Below are 18,881 nucleotides of genomic sequence, written 5' to 3' on the forward strand. Positions count from 1 at the left end.
GTATGGAAAAGGGGTAAAAGTGGCTAGGTAATAAAAATAAACTGTGTATTATCTAGCTGAACAAACTTAGCCTCAATCAAGCAAAAATGTAGCACTCAACAGAAGAAGGCTTCTTGAAGTATAAAGAGCTAACTTTGCAAGAGAGCTCTCTTTTAATAATAATTATTTCAACTGTCTGCGAGCATGTTTAAGAGCAGTACGCAGGCCTTCTTCTAGTGTTGGGTGATAGAAAGGTTTCTCTAAAATATCATTTAAAGTTAGCTCTTCTCCAATAATCCAGCTTAATAGATGAGCCATATGTTCTGTAGCTTCGGTAAATAACTCTGCACCAAGCAATTTCTGACTTTCTCGCTCTATATAAACTTCAATAGCACCCTTATTTTTCCCGAGTACGATAGCTCTACCTTGTCTTTCATAAGATGCTTCACCTGTAACAAAATCTAGTCCATTATCTTTAAGTTGTTTATAACTTTGTCCCACAATTGCCATTTCTGGATGACTAAATACAATTCCTAAGGGAGGGAGGGTCTTAACTGAATTAAGCTGTGGATAATTTAAACAGTTATGAACAACTTTTTTGCCTTCATGGGCAGCTTCATGTTGTAAAGGCGTAGAGGTGTACGCATCACCAGCAATAAAAATTGGATAGTTATCTAATTGTTTAGTTTTTGCATTTACAGGTAGTAATTTAATATCTTTAAAAGATTTATCAATATTTTCTAGCTTTAGCGTGTCAAGTAAGCTAGAACGACCTGTTGCAGATAACACATACTCAGTTTGGATAGATTCCTCTTTTTCATCAATTTTATAATTCAATATAACGCCATCAGAAGTAGACTTAACCTCATGAGGCAATGTCTCAAATAAAAAATTTAACTCTTTACTCAGTTCTTCTTGAGCGAGCTGTTGTAGCTTAGGACTAGTAAATATCCCGATTCTTTTACTACGAGCAAATATAGTGGTTTCTATACCCAAACGATGCATGGCTTGGGCAATCTCTAAGGCAATTACTCCACTTCCAATAATAGCAATAGACTTGGGTAGGGTGTTTAATTCAAATATTTGATCTGTAGTAATAAGACAATCACCTAATTCTTGTTTCCAACTTTGGTCATAATTAGGTGTAGAGCCTACTGCTAAAATAAAACCTTTTGACTGATACCGTTTACCATTTACTTCAATAGTTTTTGCATCAATAAAATGAGCTTTACCCGAAATTTTATGTTCAGTGGGCCATTGTTCGACATCTTTTACTGCGGCCTTAGTAAAACGATCACGTAAGGTTCTCACATGCTCCATAACCTGATCAGTATTAATATCTGCTGAAGCACTCAGCCCAACCTCTTGAGCATTTTGTATATCATGCATACGGTTTGCAGTAGAGATTAAGACTTTACTTGGCATACATCCTACACGTGCGCAAGTGGTATCCCAAGGGCCATCATTTATAATTAAAAGATTATTAGTGTATTTTACTGCTTCTTTATAAGCGCTAATACCAGCCGTACCCGCGCCAATGATAATAAGATCGAACATTCTTAATGGGCTGTTTTTTAGAGATAGACATATAGAATATATAGAAAAACCCTCCTAAGCAGAGGGTTTGTTTTGCTTATTTTGACTTAAAATGTAAATTTTTCCGCGAATGGTGATTTTAAAGTAGTTGAAACAACTCCATTTTGATTAGTAGATTGACCTTCAATACTTACGCCATTAATTACATGTTTAAAGTCTAAAGTACTTCCATTCAAATCTTGTTTAAAAGTAAAAATATTTTGTCCTTCTAAATAAATACTACCATTAAACTTCTGTATATTCGTCGTTGGAGCCTCATTCTCAACTCTACTTCCTTCAATACCAGTAATATTTGGTAAGCTTAATACTTGATTCTTACCTAATCTCACTCTATATGTTGCGTTATTCGTATTGCCAGGAGTTGAGTTTACAACAAATGATATTGGTTCTGCGAAAGGAACATTAGGATTATCATTGATAAGTACATTGAAACCAGAACCACCTTGGATTACATAGAGATCGCCATCAGTTGAGGTATTATCTTTATATACGCTCATTGCGCCTGTGGTAACTTCTTTTTCATTTGGCTGGCCTGTCTGTGGATCTTGGACCATGGTAGTTGTAGTAATTTTATAATCGCTTGTGGTTGAGTTAATTAAGACAAATCTTTTTTGTTTAGTTTGTTGAAGTCCCCATGACTGTTGGAATGGATATGCAAAGGCTCCAGTAATAGTCACATCCTGGAAGTTTTTATCCTTATTTTCATTCTCAAAAATATAAATTCTGGTATTAGATTGATATTCCTGTAAATTTGGAGAAATATTATCAGAAGCAAGCTTAATATTCTTTAAATCATCTGCTGTAATATCAAAATCCCAATCATTATAACCTGTAAGTAAGGATTTAATTTCTTCACCTTTAAATACGTAGCAAGCGCGATAATCTGTAGTACTATTAATAAAACATTTTTCACGATAATGATCATTATATTTAGTAAGGTCCACTTTTCTAATATCTAAAGTTAACTTGAGCGGGCCTTGTGCAAAAGTATCTAATGCATGATCGATATAACCTTTTGATAAGCTTTCATTATTAAGATCATATGAACCAAATAAATATTTTCCTTCTTGCTTTACACTATTTAAAACAGAATTAGCAAGTTCTTGATCGGTTGAAGGTGTAGTTGGTGTTGTCGTTGAACCCGAGTCTGAGTTTTGATTATAGTAGCCATCACCACCTCCACCACAAGCTGATAAGAAAACAGCTAAAGTAAGCCCACATACCCCTTGAGTAAGTTTCATCATTATCCCCATTAAAATGATAAGTTATTTAAAATAATTTTTAGTTTTACAAAATAACATATATTTCATGAGCTTGCTCAGGATATTTACATCAAGAAAATTTAATTAAATGCTTGTTCCCATACTTACCCCGACAGTAGGGCGTACTTGCATAGATGAACATGCGCTGAGAATAAGGCAGCTTACTAATAACAAAATCAATTTATTCATAAAATAACTAAGAAAATAAAAAGTAACTTAACTACTTTAGCTGAAGACTGTTTGTATATCTGTTGAATTGATGCAGTTGTATATATTTTTTATTAAAAAAAGCTCTATCTTTAAATAAAAATAGAGCTTATGAATTTATTTATTCATTTAATCATCTAACAAATCCATTTGTTTGGCTAATTGATAAAGATTGTTTGAACGGTTTCCAGTACGGCAGAACATGAGAACCGGTTTCGGAAGTTCATTATAGTGATTTGCAAAAGTACGAACATCAAGTTCAGTAATTTGGCCAGCTACAACAGGCTGATAAACATAATCTAGGCCAGCTTGGCGTGCTGCTTCTTCAATTTGAGCACTGGTAGGTTGTTCCGGACCACCTTCCATGTCAGGGCGGTTATTAATAATAGATTTAAAGCCTTTTTCTACAACTTGACCCACATGTTCTGGGCCAATTTGACCTGCGAAACCAACATTCTCTGACATTTCGTCACTCCAAAATTTAATAAAACCTCTTATGCTGTATCATAGCATTAAGCTTAACCTGAGATACAAGACACTAAAACGTTGTTCCTACATAGATAAAATTTATGTAAAAGAACAGCTCTAGATTTTTAAAAGGCGATCAGGATGTTTTTTGTAAATTCATTACTTCGACCATAATGCCACGGAGCACATATGCACGCTTATACGGTTGAGCCTTTATATGTTCCATGTGATCAGGAAATGATTGCAGCTGACTTTTATATTCCAAAAACAAATAATAAATCTGCGGTAATTATCATGGCACATGGTTTTGCCGGATTGCGTCAATTCAAACTCATTCAATATGCCCAGCGTTTTGCTCAAGCTGGCTATGCGGTTATTTTATTTGATTACCGATATTGGGGTGGAAGTACAGGTAAGCCCCGAGAGATGATTTCTATCAACTCTCAACTAGAAGACTGGAAGACCATGATCCAATACGCTTCTACGTGTAAATTTATAGATAACCGAAGAATTGTGTTGTGGGGAACATCCTTAAGTGGGGGATATGCTTTAAGCCTAGCTTCTGAATTAAAGAATATTCAGGCCATTATGGTACAAATTCCATATGTTGATGGTGCGGAAACAGCAAAATTATATCCACTACAGCGTTATCCCCAAGCTTTAAAGTTGTCGAGCCAAGATTATATGGGTTCAAAAATGGGCCTTAACCCTAAAAGGTTGCCTGTGGTAGATCAATATAAATTGTGCTTTATGCCAACAGCAGATAGCTATTATGGTTATTTATCGATTGTGAATCCGGATTATTACTGGAGTGGAGAAGTCCCGGCACGCGTGTTTTTTAATTTGATGCGTTATCGCCCAATTCAACTTGTACGTCAAATTAATATTCCAGTTTTATTTATTGCGGCTCAGCATGATTCTTTGATTCCAATTGAGTCTAGTCGTGAAGCTGCGACTAATATTGCTCCTTTTGTGAGTTATCATGAATGGGATATGAAACATTTTGATATCTATCACGGTTCATGGTTTGAAAAAGCAGTGACGACCCAATTAGAATTTTTACATCAGCATATAGGAGTGATGTAAATGATTATTGTATGTGCATCGTGCGGTGCAAAAAATAGAGTACCAGAGGAAAAACTTACCGCTCAACCGAGTTGTGGACAATGTCATCAGCCATTACTCCCGCTTGAGCCAATTGAGTTAAATGAACAAAACTTTAGCAACTACATCACAAATAGTGATCTGCCTATTTTGATAGATTTATGGGCAGAATGGTGCGGACCTTGTAAAATGATGGCGCCACATTTTGCACAAGTTGCAAAACAAAATCCACGTGTCATTTTTGCCAAGATTAATACCGAAGAGTCTCCTCGCTTAAGCCAAGCATTTAATGTGAGAAGTATTCCTACCCTTGTATTAATGAATAAAACCACAGAAGTTGCTCGAATGAGCGGCGCATTACGCGCGCCTGAATTGCAACAGTGGCTAGATCAACAACTTCAAACGAATTTCGGGAGCTAAGGTGTCAGAAGCTTATACCAAACCAGAAGGAATTTTATCCTTACAAACGATTGCCATGCCAGCAGATACAAACTGGAGTGGTGATGTGTTTGGTGGGTGGATCGTGTCACAAATGGACTTGGCTGGAGCAATTCACGCGGAGCGTTTTAGTCGTGGTCGCTGTGCTACGATTTCCATTAATCAGATGACCTTTTTGGTTCCGGTAAAAGTAGGTTTTGTCATTAGCTGCTATACCAAAATCCTAAAAGTGGGTAATACCTCTATTCAAATGCAAATTGAAGTTTGGGATAGCCATGATGACTCTCGTGCCCCAATTCGTATTACTGAAGGGGTCTTTACCTTTGTTGCAGTAGATGTAAAAGGCAACAAACGTCAGATTCCTGAGGAAGCGAAACAGAAATTTCTTGCCTCTCAAGAATCGTAATAAAAAAGCCCAAATTTGAATTTGGGCTTTTTTATATCTTTATTTCTTACGTTTAGGTAACCATGCCCATAACATTTGGCATTGAATCGGTTCATTACCTGCATCATCAATGACCGTAACTGGAATAACAAGTTCACCTTTCTCATAATCAGCAATATATTTTTGCTGTTCGGTAGAGAGAGTCGCTGTTGCTGTTAAACCACCTTCAACCACTTTTAAATAATCAACATGTAATGATTTGATTAATAAAATACGGTTATCTGGAATATGTAAACCCGTTAGAAAACCTGTTGCAGTTTCTGCTAAAAGTGCCATAGCCGCAGCATGGACTCCTTTAATATGGTTCTGCATATTTTTTTGATTTTCTAAGCGAACCGTCACATGGTTTACATCTACTTCCAGATAGCGAATGTTTGCTGTACCCACCATTGGCACAATGCGGCCAAATGCCTTGCTCCAAAGCGTACTCCGAATACCTTTAGGGAATTTTGAAGTTGCTTTTACCAGTTTTAATAGACGATTGGATTGAGACATGGGATTACCTTAATTGGGAATGTCATGCTAAGACATTAATCTTTAAAGTTATTAAATTGTAATGGCAGACCAAATTGTTGTTCACGTAAAAAAGCCATCACTTGTTGTAAAGTGTCACGCTTTTTATCAGTTACACGGATTTTATCGCCTTGAATAGATGATTGCACTTTGATACCACTTTCTTTAATGGCTTTATTAATTTTTTTTGCTGTATCAGAGTCAAGGCCATCTTTTAGTTTAATCACTTGTACAAAATTTTTGCCTGATGCTGTTGCTTTCTGTGGATCAAGCGCTTGCACATCAATTTTACGTTTATAAAAGTGATTTTCTAACATGTTATAAACTTGTTCACACTGGAAATCACTTTCTGTACTGATTTTTATCTCTTTATTTTTTTCATTTAATTCGATAGAAACATCATGACCACGGAAGTCAAAACGTGTTGCAATCTCTTTTTGGGTGTTTTGTACAGCGTGATTAACTTCAAATAACTCTAATTCAGAAACAATATCGAAAGAAGGCATAGTTTAGACCTTTACAAAGTGAAAGAATATTTGAGATGCTAAGAGGGTTTTCTTCATTTGCCAAGTGTTGTTTACATCAAAGGAGTGCACAATGATCCGTAAACAAGAAATTACAACATTTGAGTTCCCAGAAAATGCTGTTATCTGGGATGTCCGTGATTCAAGTGCTTATGCAGAAGGGCATGTTAAAGGTGCGGTAAGCCGCCCAATTAATGATTTAAATGCTGATATTTTGAACCAGGTCGCTGCGGATCAGCCGATTTATATTTTATGTGGTGGTGGTAGCAAAGCTCCTCGTGCAGCTGAGAAACTAGAAGGCTTAGATGCCTCGCGTGAATATGTCGTGCTGATGGGAGGGACGCGTGCAGCTCGTGACGCAGGTTTACCTCTAGAGCAGGGCGCATAAAAAAAGCACCTTCGGGTGCTTTTTTATTGGGACCAAATTTTCTCAAGTGCACTATTGAGATTTAAAATAAGGTTTCTTAGGTTTAACTTTCTTTTGAAAACGTTGGGCATCTAATTTCTGTAATAGGCTTTTGGGAACAGGACAAGCTTCTCCTAAAATTTGGGCCACTAAAACTTCACTACAAAGCGGTGCAAATAAAAAGCCCTTTGAGCCTAAACCTGCAAAAGTAGAAATACGGCTTTCCTTCTGCATTTTTCCCACAAGTGGAAAATAATCTGGACTTTGAGCGCGAACTGATGCTCGTCCTTGCCATTGTTCGACTGGCGGTAATTGTTTTGCATAATGAGGGAAAACGCTGTGGATTAATTCAAAGTTATGCACATGGTCATCAAGCAGTACTTCTTGATCGTCTCGGTTTGGGTAGAAAGAAGCCCCTAGAATAAGTTCAGACGTATTCAGTTGCATACAATAACCGCCATAGCTATAGGCTTCGTTTAAAGGTAAGGTTGCAAAAGAATTATCAACCCAGCTCACCTGTCCACGTATAGATTTTAATAGCGGATAATTTTCAAATAAAGCAGCACTTTCTCTGGCGCAGCACACCACGACATGATCAGCCTCTAAAGTAGTTTCATTACCACTTTTTAATTGAAATTTATTTTCAAAAGAAACAAATGTCGTGATATTGGCAATTTTCAGTTCAATACCTGGATGTTGCAAAATTTCATCACGTAATTGGTGCGGAGAAACTGCTCCAGCTTCGGTCAATAAAATGTGTGGATAGTCTGATTCAAGTGAGCTTGTTTGCCGCGTGACAATATCAGCAGGATATTGATTAGTAAGATCGAGAAGATCTTGTGCATTTTTTAAAGCCATTTGCTGTATTTGAATCGGGCGAAAGGCTTGAAAATTTTTATAGAAATTTAACGCATGTTGCCAGCTTAAAGTCATGAGATGCTCATGGCTTTGTTCAATTGGGCATAGTTTCGGATTAAGCAATGCCAATGGATTGCCAGAAGCACCTGATAACGGCGCTGTACGCTCAAATAGAGTGACCTGATGCCCACGTTGAGCAAATGCCCAAGCTGTGCTTAAACCTGCAATCCCAGCGCCAATTACGGCGATACGCTGCTGAGTGGAATGGAAAGTATCGCTAACTGGTTCTAATAAAATTTCTTCATTTACAGGTGCTTTCCAAACGGCTTTAAGCATTTCCCTTTTATGACCAAAACCGCGAGGACGAGAAATATCGATTCCGTGAGCCTTTAGTCCACGTTTGAGGACACCAGCTACACTAAATGAGGCAAAGGTAGTGCCATAGTTGGAAAGCCGAACAATATTATTTAAAACATTTTGTTCCCACATGTCCGGATTACAAGAAGGCGCAAAACCATCTAGAAACCAAGCATTCACTACCTTCGTTTTTACCATACTTGGAAAAATATCTTGTGCATCTCCTAACCATAGGTCGATGCTGAAGCGCTCTTCTGGAAAACTTAAACGATGGCAGCCTGCAAGAGGTAAGGGATATTGCTCAATAAGTTGTTTGGAAAGCGGTTTAAGTTCATCCCATACATTTAAAGCACGAATGAGATCAGCTTTGCTTAAAGGAAACTTTTCGACGCTAATTGCATGTAAATGACTGTGGTTATTTGGACGAACTTGTTGCCATAGTTGCCAGAGCGCAAGAATATTTAAACCAGTGCCGAACCCGGTTTCTCCTACACTGAAATATTCAAAATCTTGTAAATTGGCTAATCGTTCTGATAGGTCATTGCCATTTAAAAATACATGCCGTGTTTCAAGCAGACCATTATCTTTAGAAAAATAGACATCACCAAATTGTTTGGAAATGGGAACTTCAATACCATCAATAGATTCCCAATCCAGCTCAGCAGTTTGTATACGGTTTGATTTGTTCATTCGGTTTAATAAGCCGCTCAGGATTACCACTGACGTCGACGTTTGGTGTAAACATAACTCGCAATAAAGAAGCCAAGCAGTACACCACCTGCAAGAGTTACTGCGCCATATAAGAACATTTGAGCACTACGTTCACTTTGTAAAACTTGTACCTGAACAGACAAGTTATCGTTCTTTAGCTGCAATTCTTGGTTTTGTGCTAGCGCTTCAAGGTTTGCATGTTCTAGCTGTTTTAGACGAGATGCTTGATCTTGAACTAAAGCCTTAATTTTTGCATCTTGCTGTTGCTTGTTCTTTGCGATTTGTTCTGCTGTAAGCGGTTGTGTTGTGGTTGGTGCTGTTGTAGTCGCGGGTTTAGCTACAGTTGCAGAAGTAGGTGCTGGTTTAGCATTTTGTGTTGACGCTGCAGTTGGAGGCGTTGCTGGTGTCGCAGCAGGTTCAACTGCTCCGGCAGTTGAACATATCAAACACAAGCCAAGAAAGCTTTTGGTTGCAAGCTGCATGCGTTTACCCTTTTGGAAATGCTTTATTAAATGGTTTGACATCAACATGACTATAGATGCCTTCTTTCAAAAATGGTTCTTCTTTTAACCATTCATCTAAGGCTTCACGTGTATCAAACTCTACAATCATGGTGCTGCCATAAAAACCAGCTTGCGGGTCATTAGGGTCTTTTGGCATCGCTCCAGCAGCAACTAGACGACCTTCATCATCAAGTTTTTGCAAACGTTCGATATGTTGAGGACGTACTGCTAAACGTTTCTCTAGAGTTCCTTCGTTATCGGTACAGCTTAGAACAAAAAAAGGCATGTCATCGTATCTCTATAATCAATCCGAAACCACATTAAGCATCTGGTGACTTAAAATGTTTACGTAAAATAATGAACTGAATAATGATAAATGAAAACATGACAATCATGTCACCAAATGCAGTAAATTCGCCCCAATATTTTCCGCCGTGGAATAAAAACGCAAAGAAAACATGTAAACCAGACATCACGACAAACATAGCTGCCCAAGCAAAGTTTAAATTTTTCCAACCTTTTTCGCTTAAGGCTAAAATCGGATCAAATAAACGTTGAATAAGAGGCTTACGGTCTTTACCAAACCAAGGTGAAACTAAGAAAGCACCTGCAAAAACTAGATTCAAAATAGCGGCTTTTAAGCGGATGTAAAAATCATCGCTCAACATAAGGGTAATACCACCAAAAATGACTGTCATGAACAGCACAATCCATTGCTGTTTATCTAGACGGAACTTTTGCATGATGAACAACGCACCATACACTACCAGCATTGAAATAATTAAACCGGTAGTAGCGACAAGAATATTATTATTATCAACACCGCCAGCAGACCCGATCAGTTTGAGTAAAGGATGCTGTGTATCGGCTGGATCAACTGTCTTATATAAATAAAAGAAAATAATTAATGGAACAAAGTCCAGTAGTGCTTTCATGTTAGAGTATCTGATCAGGTTTGGTGAATGGCATAGTATAAAAGATGCAAGGCATAGATTTACATACACATAGCAATATTTCTGATGGAACTTTGTCTCCGGAATTGCTAGTGCAAGCTGCTGTCGATGTGAAGTTGCATACTTTAGCGCTAACCGATCACGATACGATGGATGGATTACAGCGTGCAAGAAAGGCTGCACAACCCCATGATTTGCAAATTATTTCTGGTGTAGAGATTTCAAGCCAGTGGTCACGACCAAGCACGAAAAAAAGCTATGGCGTACATATTGTGGCTTTAAATATGCAAGATGAAGCTCCAATTTTAGAAGCATTAGAACAACAAAAAAGAATTAGAGCACAAAGGGCTGAAGTTATTTGTGAACTATTAAAAAAATGTATTGGCTTTGATATTTATCAAGATGTGCTCGATAAAGTTGAAAATCAACCAGACCGGATTACCAGAACCCATATTGCTAAAACCTTAGTTGAAAAGAATGTAGTAAGTCGTCCTCAACAAGCTTTTGATCGTTTTTTAAAAGAAGGGAAGCGTGCTTTTGTAAAGTTTGAAGGATTGGGTTTAAAAGAAACCATTGAGGTTATTCATAACAGTAAAGGCTTGGCAGTTTTAGCTCATCCAACCCGTTATGATTTATCGGCTACAAATACCCGGTATTTGATTGAGATATTTGCAAGTTATGGTGGAGATGCGGTGGAGCTGCCGCCTCCTGTAGATCCTTTATCTACTCGCCAAATGATTGATCGTATGATTGACCAGCATCATTTGGCTATTTCAATTGGTAGCGATTTTCATGGTGAAAATATGCCGTGGATTAAATTAGGAAACACCCCTAAACCAGCGAGTAACCAGCAAGGCATTTGGGAGCGTTTTATCTAATCGGATTTTAGAGCAAGTTGTTATCTTGAGCTTGAATTGGAGGAGGTGTGGGCTTACCAAGTGTCCCCAAAAGCTCAATTTCGATACTACGTACCATTGCATCTAAAGGTAAATCATTACTTTGCGTACCAAATGGTTCCTCAATTTCGGTACTTAAAGCATCAAGCCCTAAAAATGTATAAGCCAAAATTCCAACCAGTAAAGGCGTTGCTAAACCAAGTAAAGATCCTAAGCTAAATGGCAACATAAAACAGAAAAAATAAACAGTACGGTTAAGCAAAACTGAATAAGCAAACGGAATAGGAGTATTTGCAATACGGTCACAGCCAGTTTGTACGACACTTAGATCTGCAACATTCTTATTCATTTGAGCATAAATAATATCTGAAATTTCCCCTTCTTTAAGCGCTTGTAATAATTCCCATTGAATAAGGCTAAGCGTATATTGCGGTGCGTTATTCTGTTGGTAAAGTTGGGTCAATGCCTGTTGGCTCATGCCACTGGTTTGTATTAGCTCGGTGGGGTTGGCTGTTTGACGACGTAAACGGTCACGTAACACATTGGCAAATACAATAACGTGCTGAATGACACGTTCACGGCGGGCTTGAGTTAAAATCCGGCAGTCACGGTCGAAATGTCGCGAAGTCGCAATCAGGACCCCCCATAATTTTCGGGCTTCCCACCAGCGGTCATAACATGCAGTATTCTTAAAACCTAAAAAAATAGAAAGTACGACACCAATTAAAGTAAAGCCAACTAAAGGAATTTCTGGAAAACGATAGAGGTTAATATATTCAACCCCACCAATGATTGCCGAAATCAGCATTACTACCCCTAAAGAGGGCAAAATTTTAGGTAATATCGTCCCTCGCCAAGAGAATAAAACTTTAAAAATACTGGGCTGTTCACGAACAATCATTTTATTTTAAACGTCGCTATTTTTGTTTTGATATTCTAAGCTTAGTGAAGCTTTGTCAATATCATTGAACGGCTATTGAAGTAGGGTTGAGCAGTTGTTGTTCAGCAAATGAAAAGCTACCTTCTGGCGAGATAATAAAATGGTCCAGTAAGCGAATTTCAACAAGCTGACAGGCCTGTTCAAGTTGCTGTGTGAGTTTAATATCTTCAGGCGAGGGCTGTGGGGAACCAAATGGGTGGTTATGTGCTATTACTAATTGGCAAGCGTGCTGTTGTAAGGCATAACGTAAGGTTTGATTCACTGAAACAGCGCAGTGTTGAACTGAACCAAAAAATAACTTTTTAAAATGTAGTTTTCTCAACTCGGCATCTAAGCAAAGTACCGCAAAGACTTCTTGTTTTTCACCTTTTAATTCGTAACGCAAATAATCTAGAACTAAATGAGAAGAATGAAGGCTTAGCTCAGTCTGACTAAAATGATAGTCGAGGTAACGCCGTCCAAGCTCTTTTACGGCCAGTAATTGGGAATACTTGGTAGCTCCAATACCATTAAATTGAGCTAATTCATTGTAAGATGCATCGAAAACAGCGTTTAGACTACCAAACTGTTGAATCAGTAAACGTGCGAGCTCTACTGCTGAATGTTGACGTGAACCTGAGCGAAGAAAGATCGCGAGTAGTTCAGAGTCAGAAAGGCTTTGAGGGCCTTGTTGTAATAACCGTTCTCTTGGCCGTTCTTGTTCTGGCCAATTTTTAATAGAAGTATTCATATTCCCCAGCAATATTCTGCTTAAAAATTTATTTTGTTTGCCCAATCAATCTTGGGTCTGCGCGTATTTAATGCTATTGTGAGCGCCACTGCAACAGAAAGGTATCCTGTTCGTGAGCTTTGATTTAAGTGTTATTCCTCATAAAAACATTGTTTTAGCTGTTACAGGTGGGATTGCTGCCTATAAGAGTGCCATTTTGGTCCGTCGTCTTAAAGATTATGGTTTTGACGTTCGGGTTGTGATGACACACGGGGCTCAAGCATTTATTACACCTCTAACCTTTCAGGCTCTTTCAGGAAATCCTGTACATACCGAGCTTTTAGACCCTGAGGCTGAAGCTGGAATGGGCCATATTGAATTGGCTCGTTGGGCTGATTTATTACTGGTTGCTCCAGCAAGCTGTGACACATTAGCTAAGTTTGCTAATGGTTTGGCAGATGACTTACTCAGTACTTTATTTTTAGCAACTAAAGCGCCTGTGTGGGTCGCTCCTGCGATGAACCAGCAAATGTGGGCTGCAAAAGCAACTCAGCGTAATTTACAAACTCTGGTTGAAGATGGCGTGCATGTGATTATGCCAGATGCAGGGGAGCAGGCGTGTGGTGATGTAGGCTTAGGCCGTATGCCAGAACCAGAAGAAATTGCAAGGCAAGTGGCGGGTTATTTCCATCAAGCCCAACGTGCAATTGCTGAAAAATTTGGGTTGTTGGCAGGTAAGCGAGTTGTAATTACTGCCGGACCAACCCGTGAAGCGATTGACCCTGTCCGTTATATCTCAAATCATAGTACTGGAAAAATGGGCTTTGCTTTAGCTGCGGCATGTTATGCAGCAGGCGCAAAAGTCACCTTAATTGCTGGTCCCGTAAGTTTAGATACTCCAAACGGTGTTCAACGTGTAAATGTTGCTTCGGCTCGACAAATGTTAGATGTCAGTATGGAGTCGCTTGAGACTGGCTGTGACATCTTTATTGCGACGGCGGCTGTAGCTGATTATCGCGTCGCCGAAGTGGCAGAGCATAAAATTAAGAAAGCAGGGGATGAGCTGAATGTTTCCCTTGTAAAAAATCCGGATATTGTGGCAACCATTGCAGCTCAGGAAAAACGTCCATTTATGGTGGGCTTTGCTGCCGAAACGCAGAATGTTGAAGAATATGCAGCAGGGAAACTCGTTGCTAAAAAGCTAGATATGATTGCATGTAACGATGTTTCTCGCGCCGATATTGGCTTTGCTTCTGATGAAAATGCGATGACAGTATTTTTTGCTGAAAGTTACCATATGAAAAAACGTGAGTTAGAAAAAGCATCTAAGCAAGAAATTTCTCAACAATTGGTTGAAGCTATTTCGGATGCTTTACGCCGTAAATAATTTTTGAACCACATAAAAAAACCGCGAATAAATCGCGGTTTTTTTATAGTCTTATTTAGACAATCAAGGGATTTCATCTTCAAATTCAGGTTTGACCTGAACAATGAAGTCTTGACGGTTAAGACCACGCCATAAGGCAAATGCTGTACCGATATAAATCGAAGAGTAAGTACCGACAAAGACACCGACAAACATTGCAACAGAGAACCAGTGTAAGCCATCACCACCTAAGAACATCATTGCAAGTACTACGAGCAATAAGGTCATTGAGGTATGGATGGTACGGCGTAAAGTCTCAGTTAACGCAATATCAACGATTTCACGTGGAGTTGCACCGCGAATTTTACGGAAATTTTCACGGATACGGTCTGAAACAACGATGTTATCGTTAAGCGAGAAACCAATCACCGCAAGTACCGCAGCTAAAACTGTCAGGTCAAATGGCCATTGGAATAAAGCAAATGCACCAATAATGATGATGATGTCATGGAATAAAGACATCACGGCACCCATTGCGAGTTTGAACTCAAAGCGAATGGTGACATAGATCAACATTAAAATCAGCGCAAGTGCAACAGCACCAGCCGAACGAACATAAAGCTCGTTACCTACCTGACCGCCTACAGAGTCCACTTTATGAACTTCTGCTGCATTGTTTGGTAATTGCACAGCTTTGGTAATCGCATTATTAAGATCTTCAACCTTAATATCTTGTACTGGCATACGAACAAGTAAGTCTTTATTACTACCTAAAGTTTGTACTACAGCATCTTTAAAACCAGCTTTGTCGAGAGCCTGAATAACTTCTGCCTGATTTGCTGGCTGAGCATAGTTAAGCTCGGCTGAAACACCACCTGTAAAATCCAAACCTAAGTTAAGACCTTTGGTCGCAATAAAGAAAATGCTCGCTAAAGTAATAAGGATCGAGAAGATTGCTGCAGGTTTAGCAATCTTCATGAACGGGATGATTTTTGTATCATCCGGACGACCATATTGTTTTGAAGGCTGTTGAGTCACTTTAGTCATCATAGATCTCCTTAAATGCTCAACTTTTTCAAGTTACGGCGTTTACCATAAATGATTTGTACAATCGCACGCGTTACTGTAATTGCAGTAAACATTGAGCAAATAATACCGATCATTAATGTCACGGCGAAACCTTTAATCGGGCCAGTACCGATTGCAAACAGAATGAATGCAACAAGGAACGTTGTTAAGTTCGAGTCGAAAATAGTGTTATAGGCTCGATCATAACCCGCCACAATGGCCTGTTTAGGTGAGGCCCCCCAGAGCATTTCTTCTCGAATACGTTCACATATCAGTACGTTGGCGTCGACGGCCATACCAATGGTAATGACGATACCCGCAATACCCGGTAAGGTGAGGGAAGCACCTATCCAAGACATAATGGTTAAAATCATTGCCAAGTTAAATACAAGTGCAAAGTTCGCGATTAAACCAAATAGACGGAAGAATACGACCATCCAGATTGCAACAAGCAAGAAACCGATTTGCGTTGATAGTACACCTTTATCAATGTTTTCTTGACCAAGGCTTGGACCAACAACACGCTCTTCAACGAAGTACATTGGCGCAGCTAAAGCACCGGCACGAAGCATTAACGCAAGTTCAGATGCTTCTTGAGGTGAACTTAAACCAGTAATACGGAAAGTTGAACCTAAAACGGCTTGAACGGTTGCGGCATTAATCACGACAGACTCGGTATATGGTGTACGAACTTCTGTTTGAGCACCAGTTTTTGGATCTGTAACGTAGCTAATCTTTTGTTTATTTTCGATGAACAATACCGCCATGCGTTTTCCAACTGCATTACGGGTTGCATCTGACATCAGCTTACCGCCAGCACTATCGAGCGTAATATTTACTTCGGCACCACCAGAGTCTTGGCTAAAGCCAGAACTTGCATTTTGAACGCGTTCACCAGTCAAGATACGGTTACGTTGCAACAACAGTTGGCGACCACTATCTAAAGACTGATAAGCAAAAACTTCCGTACCTGGAGGTAACGGTTGACCATTATATTTACCCGTATATGGATCAATATATTGATCATTTAAGTCAGATACCAAACGGAATTCGAGGTTAGCAGTACGGCCTAAAACACGTTTAGCTTCTGCTGTATCTTGAACACCCGGTAATTCAACGACAATACGGTTGCTACCCTGACTTTGTACTAAAGCTTCTGCAACACCAAGTTCGTTAATACGATTACGTAGTGTTGTTAAGTTCTGATTAACTGCATAAGCCTGAATTTCTTGACGACGTACATCAGTATAAGTGAGCTTTAAGATTGAACCTGTCGTGCTCGCTAATGCCTGTTGGGTATATTCATTACCATTACGGCGTAAAAAATCCATTGCTGCATCACGATCCGCATTGTCAGCAAACTGAACAGTGATCACATTATTATTTAACGCAAGATTGTTAAATTTAATTTTGTTTTCACGGAACTGACGACGCAAATCAGTGGCAGAGGTTTCCATACGTTGGGAAATGGCTTTGTCCATATCTACTTCAAGCAAGAAGTGGACACCACCACGTAAGTCCAAACCAAGTTTCATTGGTTTCGCCCCAATTTTTTGCAACCATTCTGGAGTTGTTGGTGCAAGGTTTAGGGCTACAACATATTGATCACCTAAGTCACGGCGTAATACTTCTTTTGCTTTCAATTGCGCTTCAGAAGAGCTGACACGCAAGAGAGCAGCATTATTTGTAAAAGTATTATCGTGGCTTGCAATATTTGCTGTTTTTAAAATTTGCTCTGCTTTTTGCACCACACTTTGATCAATTTGGGTACCAGCTTTGGCACCGGAAATTTGAACGGCGGGCTCATCCGGATATAGACTAGGCAGTGCGTATAATGTACTGACTACCAGAACAACCAGAATCAGTAAATATTTCCATGCAGGGTAACGCATTCGCTTTCTTCTTAAATGAAAAAGCCGTGCTAAAGCACGACTGTTTTATGATTAAAGGTTATTTAGAGTGCCTTCTGGTAATACAGAAATTACGCTGGCACGCTGAATTTTTACTTCTACACCACGGTTAAGTTCAACAACCGCATAGTCACCTTCAAGTTTAGTTACTTTGCCCATTAAACCGCCAGCAAAGACAACTTCGCTACCAACACCCAAGCTTTCGATTAAAGAACGGTGTTCTTTTGCACGTTTTGCTTGAGGACGCCAAATTAAGAAATAGAAGATTGCAACGAATACAACAATCATCAAAATGTTTGGTAAAAGGCCAGGGCTTTGGGCTGCTGCTGGAGCTGCATGTGCAGTAGAAATGAACAAGCTCATTTTAATTTCCTAAAGTTAAAAAATATGAGTCAGATACCTGACATAATCCTAATTCGTTTTGCAATTTACCTTGTCTTGAGGTTGAGCGCAAATCTCGCTTATTCATCGACAGGGCATGGTGGAACTTCTAATCCGCGGCGGGCATAAAAGTCCTGAACAAATTCATCAAAAGTGCCATTGTCTAATGCATCACGCATACCTTCAGTTAAACGTTGGTAATAACGTAAGTTATGAATGGTACCAAGCATAGACGCCAACATCTCTCCACACTTCTCAAGGTGGAACAGGTAAGCACGAGTAAAGTTCTTACAGGTATAGCAATCGCAGTGTGGGTCAAGTGGTCCTTGGTCATGACGATATTTACTATTACGAATACGTACCAGACCATCAGTGACAAAATAATGACCATTACGTGCATTACGTGTTGGCATTACACAGTCAAACATATCGACACCACGGCGCACCGCTTCAACGATATCTTCAGGTTTACCTACACCCATCAGGTAACGTGGTTTGTCATGCGGCATCTTGTTTGGAAGATAATCTAAAACCTTGATCATCTCTTCTTTTGGTTCACCAACTGACAAACCACCAATTGCGTAACCGTCAAAGCCGATTTCAAGTAAGCCATTTAAAGACTCATCACGTAAGTCTTCATACATGCCGCCTTGAATAATGCCAAATAACGCATTTTTATTTTTAAGTTCATCGTGGTGATGAGCCTTACAGCGTTTTGCCCAGCGCAAAGAAAGCTGTAATGATTTTTGTGCTTCTTCATGTGTCGCAGGATAAGGCGTACATTCATCAAAAATCATGACAATGTCAGAGTTCAATACATGCTGAATTTCCATTGAAATTTCAGGCGATAAAAAGACTTTTGAACCATCAATCGGAGAACGGAAAGTAACACCTTCTTCCTTAATTTTACGCATAGCGCCAAGACTAAATACTTGGAAGCCGCCAGAGTCAGTCAAAATTGGCTTATTCCATTTAATAAAGTCGTGCAAGCCGCCGTGTTGCTTGATCACTTCAAGGCCCGGACGCAAATATAAATGGAAGGTATTACCTAAAATAATTTGTGCCTGAATATCTTCAATATCACGTGGCAGCATGCCTTTGACTGTACCGTAAGTCCCCACCGGCATAAAAACAGGGGTTTCAACAACACCATGTTCTAAAGTTAAACGACCACGACGGGCACGACCCGACTGACCTAATTTTTCAAACTTCATTTAAAAATCCTGAACAATAGCAAGCAATGCCGTAGGGCAGTGCAAGGGCGAAAAAACAGTTCGCTGCTAAAAA

21 protein-coding genes are annotated in these 18,881 nt (G+C 39.2%); 6 read left to right on the forward strand and 15 right to left on the reverse strand.

Annotated features, from left to right (window positions below; genetic code table 11):
• Window positions 1-162: 162 nt before the first annotated feature.
• The 3 genes from R5R67_RS05315 to R5R67_RS05325 form a co-directional block, all read right to left on the reverse strand.
• A complete protein-coding gene (locus R5R67_RS05315; RefSeq protein WP_000459892.1) occupies window positions 163-1,536 on the reverse strand; it encodes a dihydrolipoyl dehydrogenase in 1,374 nt (457 codons plus the stop codon).
• A gap of 86 nt (window positions 1,537-1,622) precedes the next feature.
• The gene (locus R5R67_RS05320; protein WP_000779314.1) at window positions 1,623-2,816 is read right to left on the reverse strand and encodes a hypothetical protein; all 1,194 of its coding nucleotides are present in this window, start codon (window positions 2,814-2,816) and stop codon (window positions 1,623-1,625) included.
• 357 nt (window positions 2,817-3,173) lie between these two features.
• A complete protein-coding gene (locus R5R67_RS05325; protein ID WP_001293924.1) occupies window positions 3,174-3,509 on the reverse strand; it encodes a TIGR01244 family sulfur transferase in 336 nt (111 codons plus the stop codon).
• Between the two features lie 192 nt (window positions 3,510-3,701).
• On the opposite strand from R5R67_RS05325, the gene R5R67_RS05330 reads away from it, so the two are divergent.
• From R5R67_RS05330 to R5R67_RS05340, 3 genes are read left to right on the forward strand one after another with little or no spacing between them, the layout of a single operon-like run.
• The gene (locus R5R67_RS05330; protein WP_000543478.1) at window positions 3,702-4,598 is read left to right on the forward strand and encodes an alpha/beta hydrolase; all 897 of its coding nucleotides are present in this window, start codon (window positions 3,702-3,704) and stop codon (window positions 4,596-4,598) included.
• Window positions 4,599-5,036, forward strand: coding sequence for a thioredoxin TrxC (trxC, locus tag R5R67_RS05335; protein ID WP_000587652.1), 438 nt, complete (start codon window positions 4,599-4,601; stop codon window positions 5,034-5,036).
• 1 nt (window position 5,037) lies between these two features.
• Window positions 5,038-5,460, forward strand: coding sequence for an acyl-CoA thioesterase (locus R5R67_RS05340; RefSeq protein WP_001287657.1), 423 nt, complete (start codon window positions 5,038-5,040; stop codon window positions 5,458-5,460).
• Window positions 5,461-5,499: 39 nt separating this feature from the next.
• Here the strand turns inward: R5R67_RS05340 and R5R67_RS05345 are convergent, their stop codons facing one another.
• Both R5R67_RS05345 and R5R67_RS05350 read right to left on the reverse strand, forming a co-directional pair.
• Window positions 5,500-5,994 carry a DUF4442 domain-containing protein gene (locus tag R5R67_RS05345; RefSeq protein ID WP_000083574.1) on the reverse strand — a complete coding sequence of 165 codons (495 nt, stop codon included), beginning with the start codon at window positions 5,992-5,994 and terminating at the stop codon, window positions 5,500-5,502.
• Between the two features lie 35 nt (window positions 5,995-6,029).
• The gene (locus tag R5R67_RS05350; protein WP_001138893.1) at window positions 6,030-6,518 is read right to left on the reverse strand and encodes a YajQ family cyclic di-GMP-binding protein; all 489 of its coding nucleotides are present in this window, start codon (window positions 6,516-6,518) and stop codon (window positions 6,030-6,032) included.
• Window positions 6,519-6,609: 91 nt separating this feature from the next.
• Here R5R67_RS05350 and R5R67_RS05355 point away from each other — a divergent pair, with 91 nt between their 5' ends.
• Entirely contained in the window at window positions 6,610-6,924 is a 315-nt protein-coding gene (locus R5R67_RS05355) for a rhodanese-like domain-containing protein (RefSeq protein ID WP_000619820.1), read from the forward strand.
• Window positions 6,925-6,975: 51 nt separating this feature from the next.
• On the opposite strand, the gene mnmC is transcribed toward R5R67_RS05355, so the two are convergent.
• The 4 genes from mnmC to R5R67_RS05375 are packed head-to-tail and all read right to left on the reverse strand — an operon-like array spanning window position 6,976 to window position 10,306.
• Window positions 6,976-8,847, reverse strand: a complete 1,872-nt coding sequence (gene mnmC, locus R5R67_RS05360; protein WP_002098102.1) for an FAD-dependent 5-carboxymethylaminomethyl-2-thiouridine(34) oxidoreductase MnmC — start codon at window positions 8,845-8,847, stop codon at window positions 6,976-6,978.
• Between the two features lie 23 nt (window positions 8,848-8,870).
• Window positions 8,871-9,350: a hypothetical protein gene (locus tag R5R67_RS05365; protein WP_001175201.1), complete on the reverse strand. Its 480-nt coding sequence runs from the start codon at window positions 9,348-9,350 to the stop codon at window positions 8,871-8,873.
• Between the two features lie 4 nt (window positions 9,351-9,354).
• Window positions 9,355-9,657, reverse strand: coding sequence for a YciI family protein (locus tag R5R67_RS05370; RefSeq protein ID WP_001115787.1), 303 nt, complete (start codon window positions 9,655-9,657; stop codon window positions 9,355-9,357).
• Between the two features lie 34 nt (window positions 9,658-9,691).
• On the reverse strand, window positions 9,692-10,306 hold the full coding sequence (locus R5R67_RS05375) for a septation protein IspZ (RefSeq protein WP_000645707.1): 615 nt from the start codon (window positions 10,304-10,306) through the stop codon (window positions 9,692-9,694).
• Between the two features lie 44 nt (window positions 10,307-10,350).
• Here R5R67_RS05375 and R5R67_RS05380 point away from each other — a divergent pair, with 44 nt between their 5' ends.
• Window positions 10,351-11,202: a PHP domain-containing protein gene (locus R5R67_RS05380; protein ID WP_001161525.1), complete on the forward strand. Its 852-nt coding sequence runs from the start codon at window positions 10,351-10,353 to the stop codon at window positions 11,200-11,202.
• A gap of 7 nt (window positions 11,203-11,209) precedes the next feature.
• Here R5R67_RS05380 and R5R67_RS05385 read toward each other — a convergent pair whose 3' ends face one another.
• Together R5R67_RS05385 and radC are read right to left on the reverse strand one after the other, a co-directional pair.
• Window positions 11,210-12,121: a bestrophin family protein gene (locus R5R67_RS05385; RefSeq protein WP_000637023.1), complete on the reverse strand. Its 912-nt coding sequence runs from the start codon at window positions 12,119-12,121 to the stop codon at window positions 11,210-11,212.
• A gap of 61 nt (window positions 12,122-12,182) precedes the next feature.
• Window positions 12,183-12,902, reverse strand: a complete 720-nt coding sequence (gene radC, locus R5R67_RS05390; RefSeq protein WP_085920667.1) for a RadC family protein — start codon at window positions 12,900-12,902, stop codon at window positions 12,183-12,185.
• A 100-nt stretch (window positions 12,903-13,002) separates the two neighbouring features.
• On the opposite strand from radC, the gene coaBC reads away from it, so the two are divergent.
• The gene (gene coaBC / locus R5R67_RS05395; protein WP_000006958.1) at window positions 13,003-14,256 is read left to right on the forward strand and encodes a bifunctional phosphopantothenoylcysteine decarboxylase/phosphopantothenate--cysteine ligase CoaBC; all 1,254 of its coding nucleotides are present in this window, start codon (window positions 13,003-13,005) and stop codon (window positions 14,254-14,256) included.
• 63 nt (window positions 14,257-14,319) lie between these two features.
• On the opposite strand, the gene secF is transcribed toward coaBC, so the two are convergent.
• The 4 genes from secF to tgt all read right to left on the reverse strand — a co-directional run bounded on the left by secF (window position 14,320) and on the right by tgt (window position 18,808).
• On the reverse strand, window positions 14,320-15,285 hold the full coding sequence (secF, locus tag R5R67_RS05400) for a protein translocase subunit SecF (RefSeq protein ID WP_002040532.1): 966 nt from the start codon (window positions 15,283-15,285) through the stop codon (window positions 14,320-14,322).
• A gap of 8 nt (window positions 15,286-15,293) precedes the next feature.
• Window positions 15,294-17,195 (reverse strand): protein translocase subunit SecD, encoded by a 1,902-nt coding sequence (gene secD / locus R5R67_RS05405; protein ID WP_001270222.1) that lies wholly within the window; start codon window positions 17,193-17,195, stop codon window positions 15,294-15,296.
• Window positions 17,196-17,246: 51 nt separating this feature from the next.
• The gene (gene yajC, locus R5R67_RS05410) at window positions 17,247-17,576 is read right to left on the reverse strand and encodes a preprotein translocase subunit YajC (protein ID WP_000051669.1); all 330 of its coding nucleotides are present in this window, start codon (window positions 17,574-17,576) and stop codon (window positions 17,247-17,249) included.
• 98 nt (window positions 17,577-17,674) lie between these two features.
• Window positions 17,675-18,808 (reverse strand): tRNA guanosine(34) transglycosylase Tgt, encoded by a 1,134-nt coding sequence (tgt, locus tag R5R67_RS05415; RefSeq protein WP_000667229.1) that lies wholly within the window; start codon window positions 18,806-18,808, stop codon window positions 17,675-17,677.
• Window positions 18,809-18,881 lie beyond the last annotated feature (73 nt).

It is taken from the genome of Acinetobacter sp. OYA S30, from assembly GCF_033599315.1.
Lineage (GTDB): Bacteria > Pseudomonadota > Gammaproteobacteria > Pseudomonadales > Moraxellaceae > Acinetobacter > Acinetobacter baumannii.

Excerpts from the sequence above, each read along its gene's own strand:
- R5R67_RS05315 (WP_000459892.1), bottom strand. The coding sequence starts at position 1,536 with ATGTTCGATCTTATTATCATTGGCGCGGGTACGGCTGGTATTAGCGCT.
- R5R67_RS05320 (WP_000779314.1), bottom strand. The coding sequence starts at position 2,816 with ATGAAACTTACTCAAGGGGTATGTGGGCTTACTTTAGCTGTTTTCTTA.
- R5R67_RS05325 (WP_001293924.1), bottom strand. The coding sequence starts at position 3,509 with ATGTCAGAGAATGTTGGTTTCGCAGGTCAAATTGGCCCAGAACATGTG.
- R5R67_RS05330 (WP_000543478.1), top strand. The coding sequence starts at position 3,702 with ATGCACGCTTATACGGTTGAGCCTTTATATGTTCCATGTGATCAGGAA.
- trxC (WP_000587652.1), top strand. The coding sequence starts at position 4,599 with ATGATTATTGTATGTGCATCGTGCGGTGCAAAAAATAGAGTACCAGAG.
- R5R67_RS05345 (WP_000083574.1), bottom strand. The coding sequence starts at position 5,994 with ATGTCTCAATCCAATCGTCTATTAAAACTGGTAAAAGCAACTTCAAAA.
- R5R67_RS05350 (WP_001138893.1), bottom strand. The coding sequence starts at position 6,518 with ATGCCTTCTTTCGATATTGTTTCTGAATTAGAGTTATTTGAAGTTAAT.
- R5R67_RS05355 (WP_000619820.1), top strand. The coding sequence starts at position 6,610 with ATGATCCGTAAACAAGAAATTACAACATTTGAGTTCCCAGAAAATGCT.
- mnmC (WP_002098102.1), bottom strand. The coding sequence starts at position 8,847 with ATGAACAAATCAAACCGTATACAAACTGCTGAGCTGGATTGGGAATCT.
- R5R67_RS05365 (WP_001175201.1), bottom strand. The coding sequence starts at position 9,350 with ATGCAGCTTGCAACCAAAAGCTTTCTTGGCTTGTGTTTGATATGTTCA.
- R5R67_RS05370 (WP_001115787.1), bottom strand. The coding sequence starts at position 9,657 with ATGCCTTTTTTTGTTCTAAGCTGTACCGATAACGAAGGAACTCTAGAG.
- R5R67_RS05375 (WP_000645707.1), bottom strand. The coding sequence starts at position 10,306 with ATGAAAGCACTACTGGACTTTGTTCCATTAATTATTTTCTTTTATTTA.
- R5R67_RS05380 (WP_001161525.1), top strand. The coding sequence starts at position 10,351 with ATGCAAGGCATAGATTTACATACACATAGCAATATTTCTGATGGAACT.
- R5R67_RS05385 (WP_000637023.1), bottom strand. The coding sequence starts at position 12,121 with ATGATTGTTCGTGAACAGCCCAGTATTTTTAAAGTTTTATTCTCTTGG.
- secF (WP_002040532.1), bottom strand. The coding sequence starts at position 15,285 with ATGATGACTAAAGTGACTCAACAGCCTTCAAAACAATATGGTCGTCCG.
- secD (WP_001270222.1), bottom strand. The coding sequence starts at position 17,195 with ATGCGTTACCCTGCATGGAAATATTTACTGATTCTGGTTGTTCTGGTA.
- yajC (WP_000051669.1), bottom strand. The coding sequence starts at position 17,576 with ATGAGCTTGTTCATTTCTACTGCACATGCAGCTCCAGCAGCAGCCCAA.
- tgt (WP_000667229.1), bottom strand. The coding sequence starts at position 18,808 with ATGAAGTTTGAAAAATTAGGTCAGTCGGGTCGTGCCCGTCGTGGTCGT.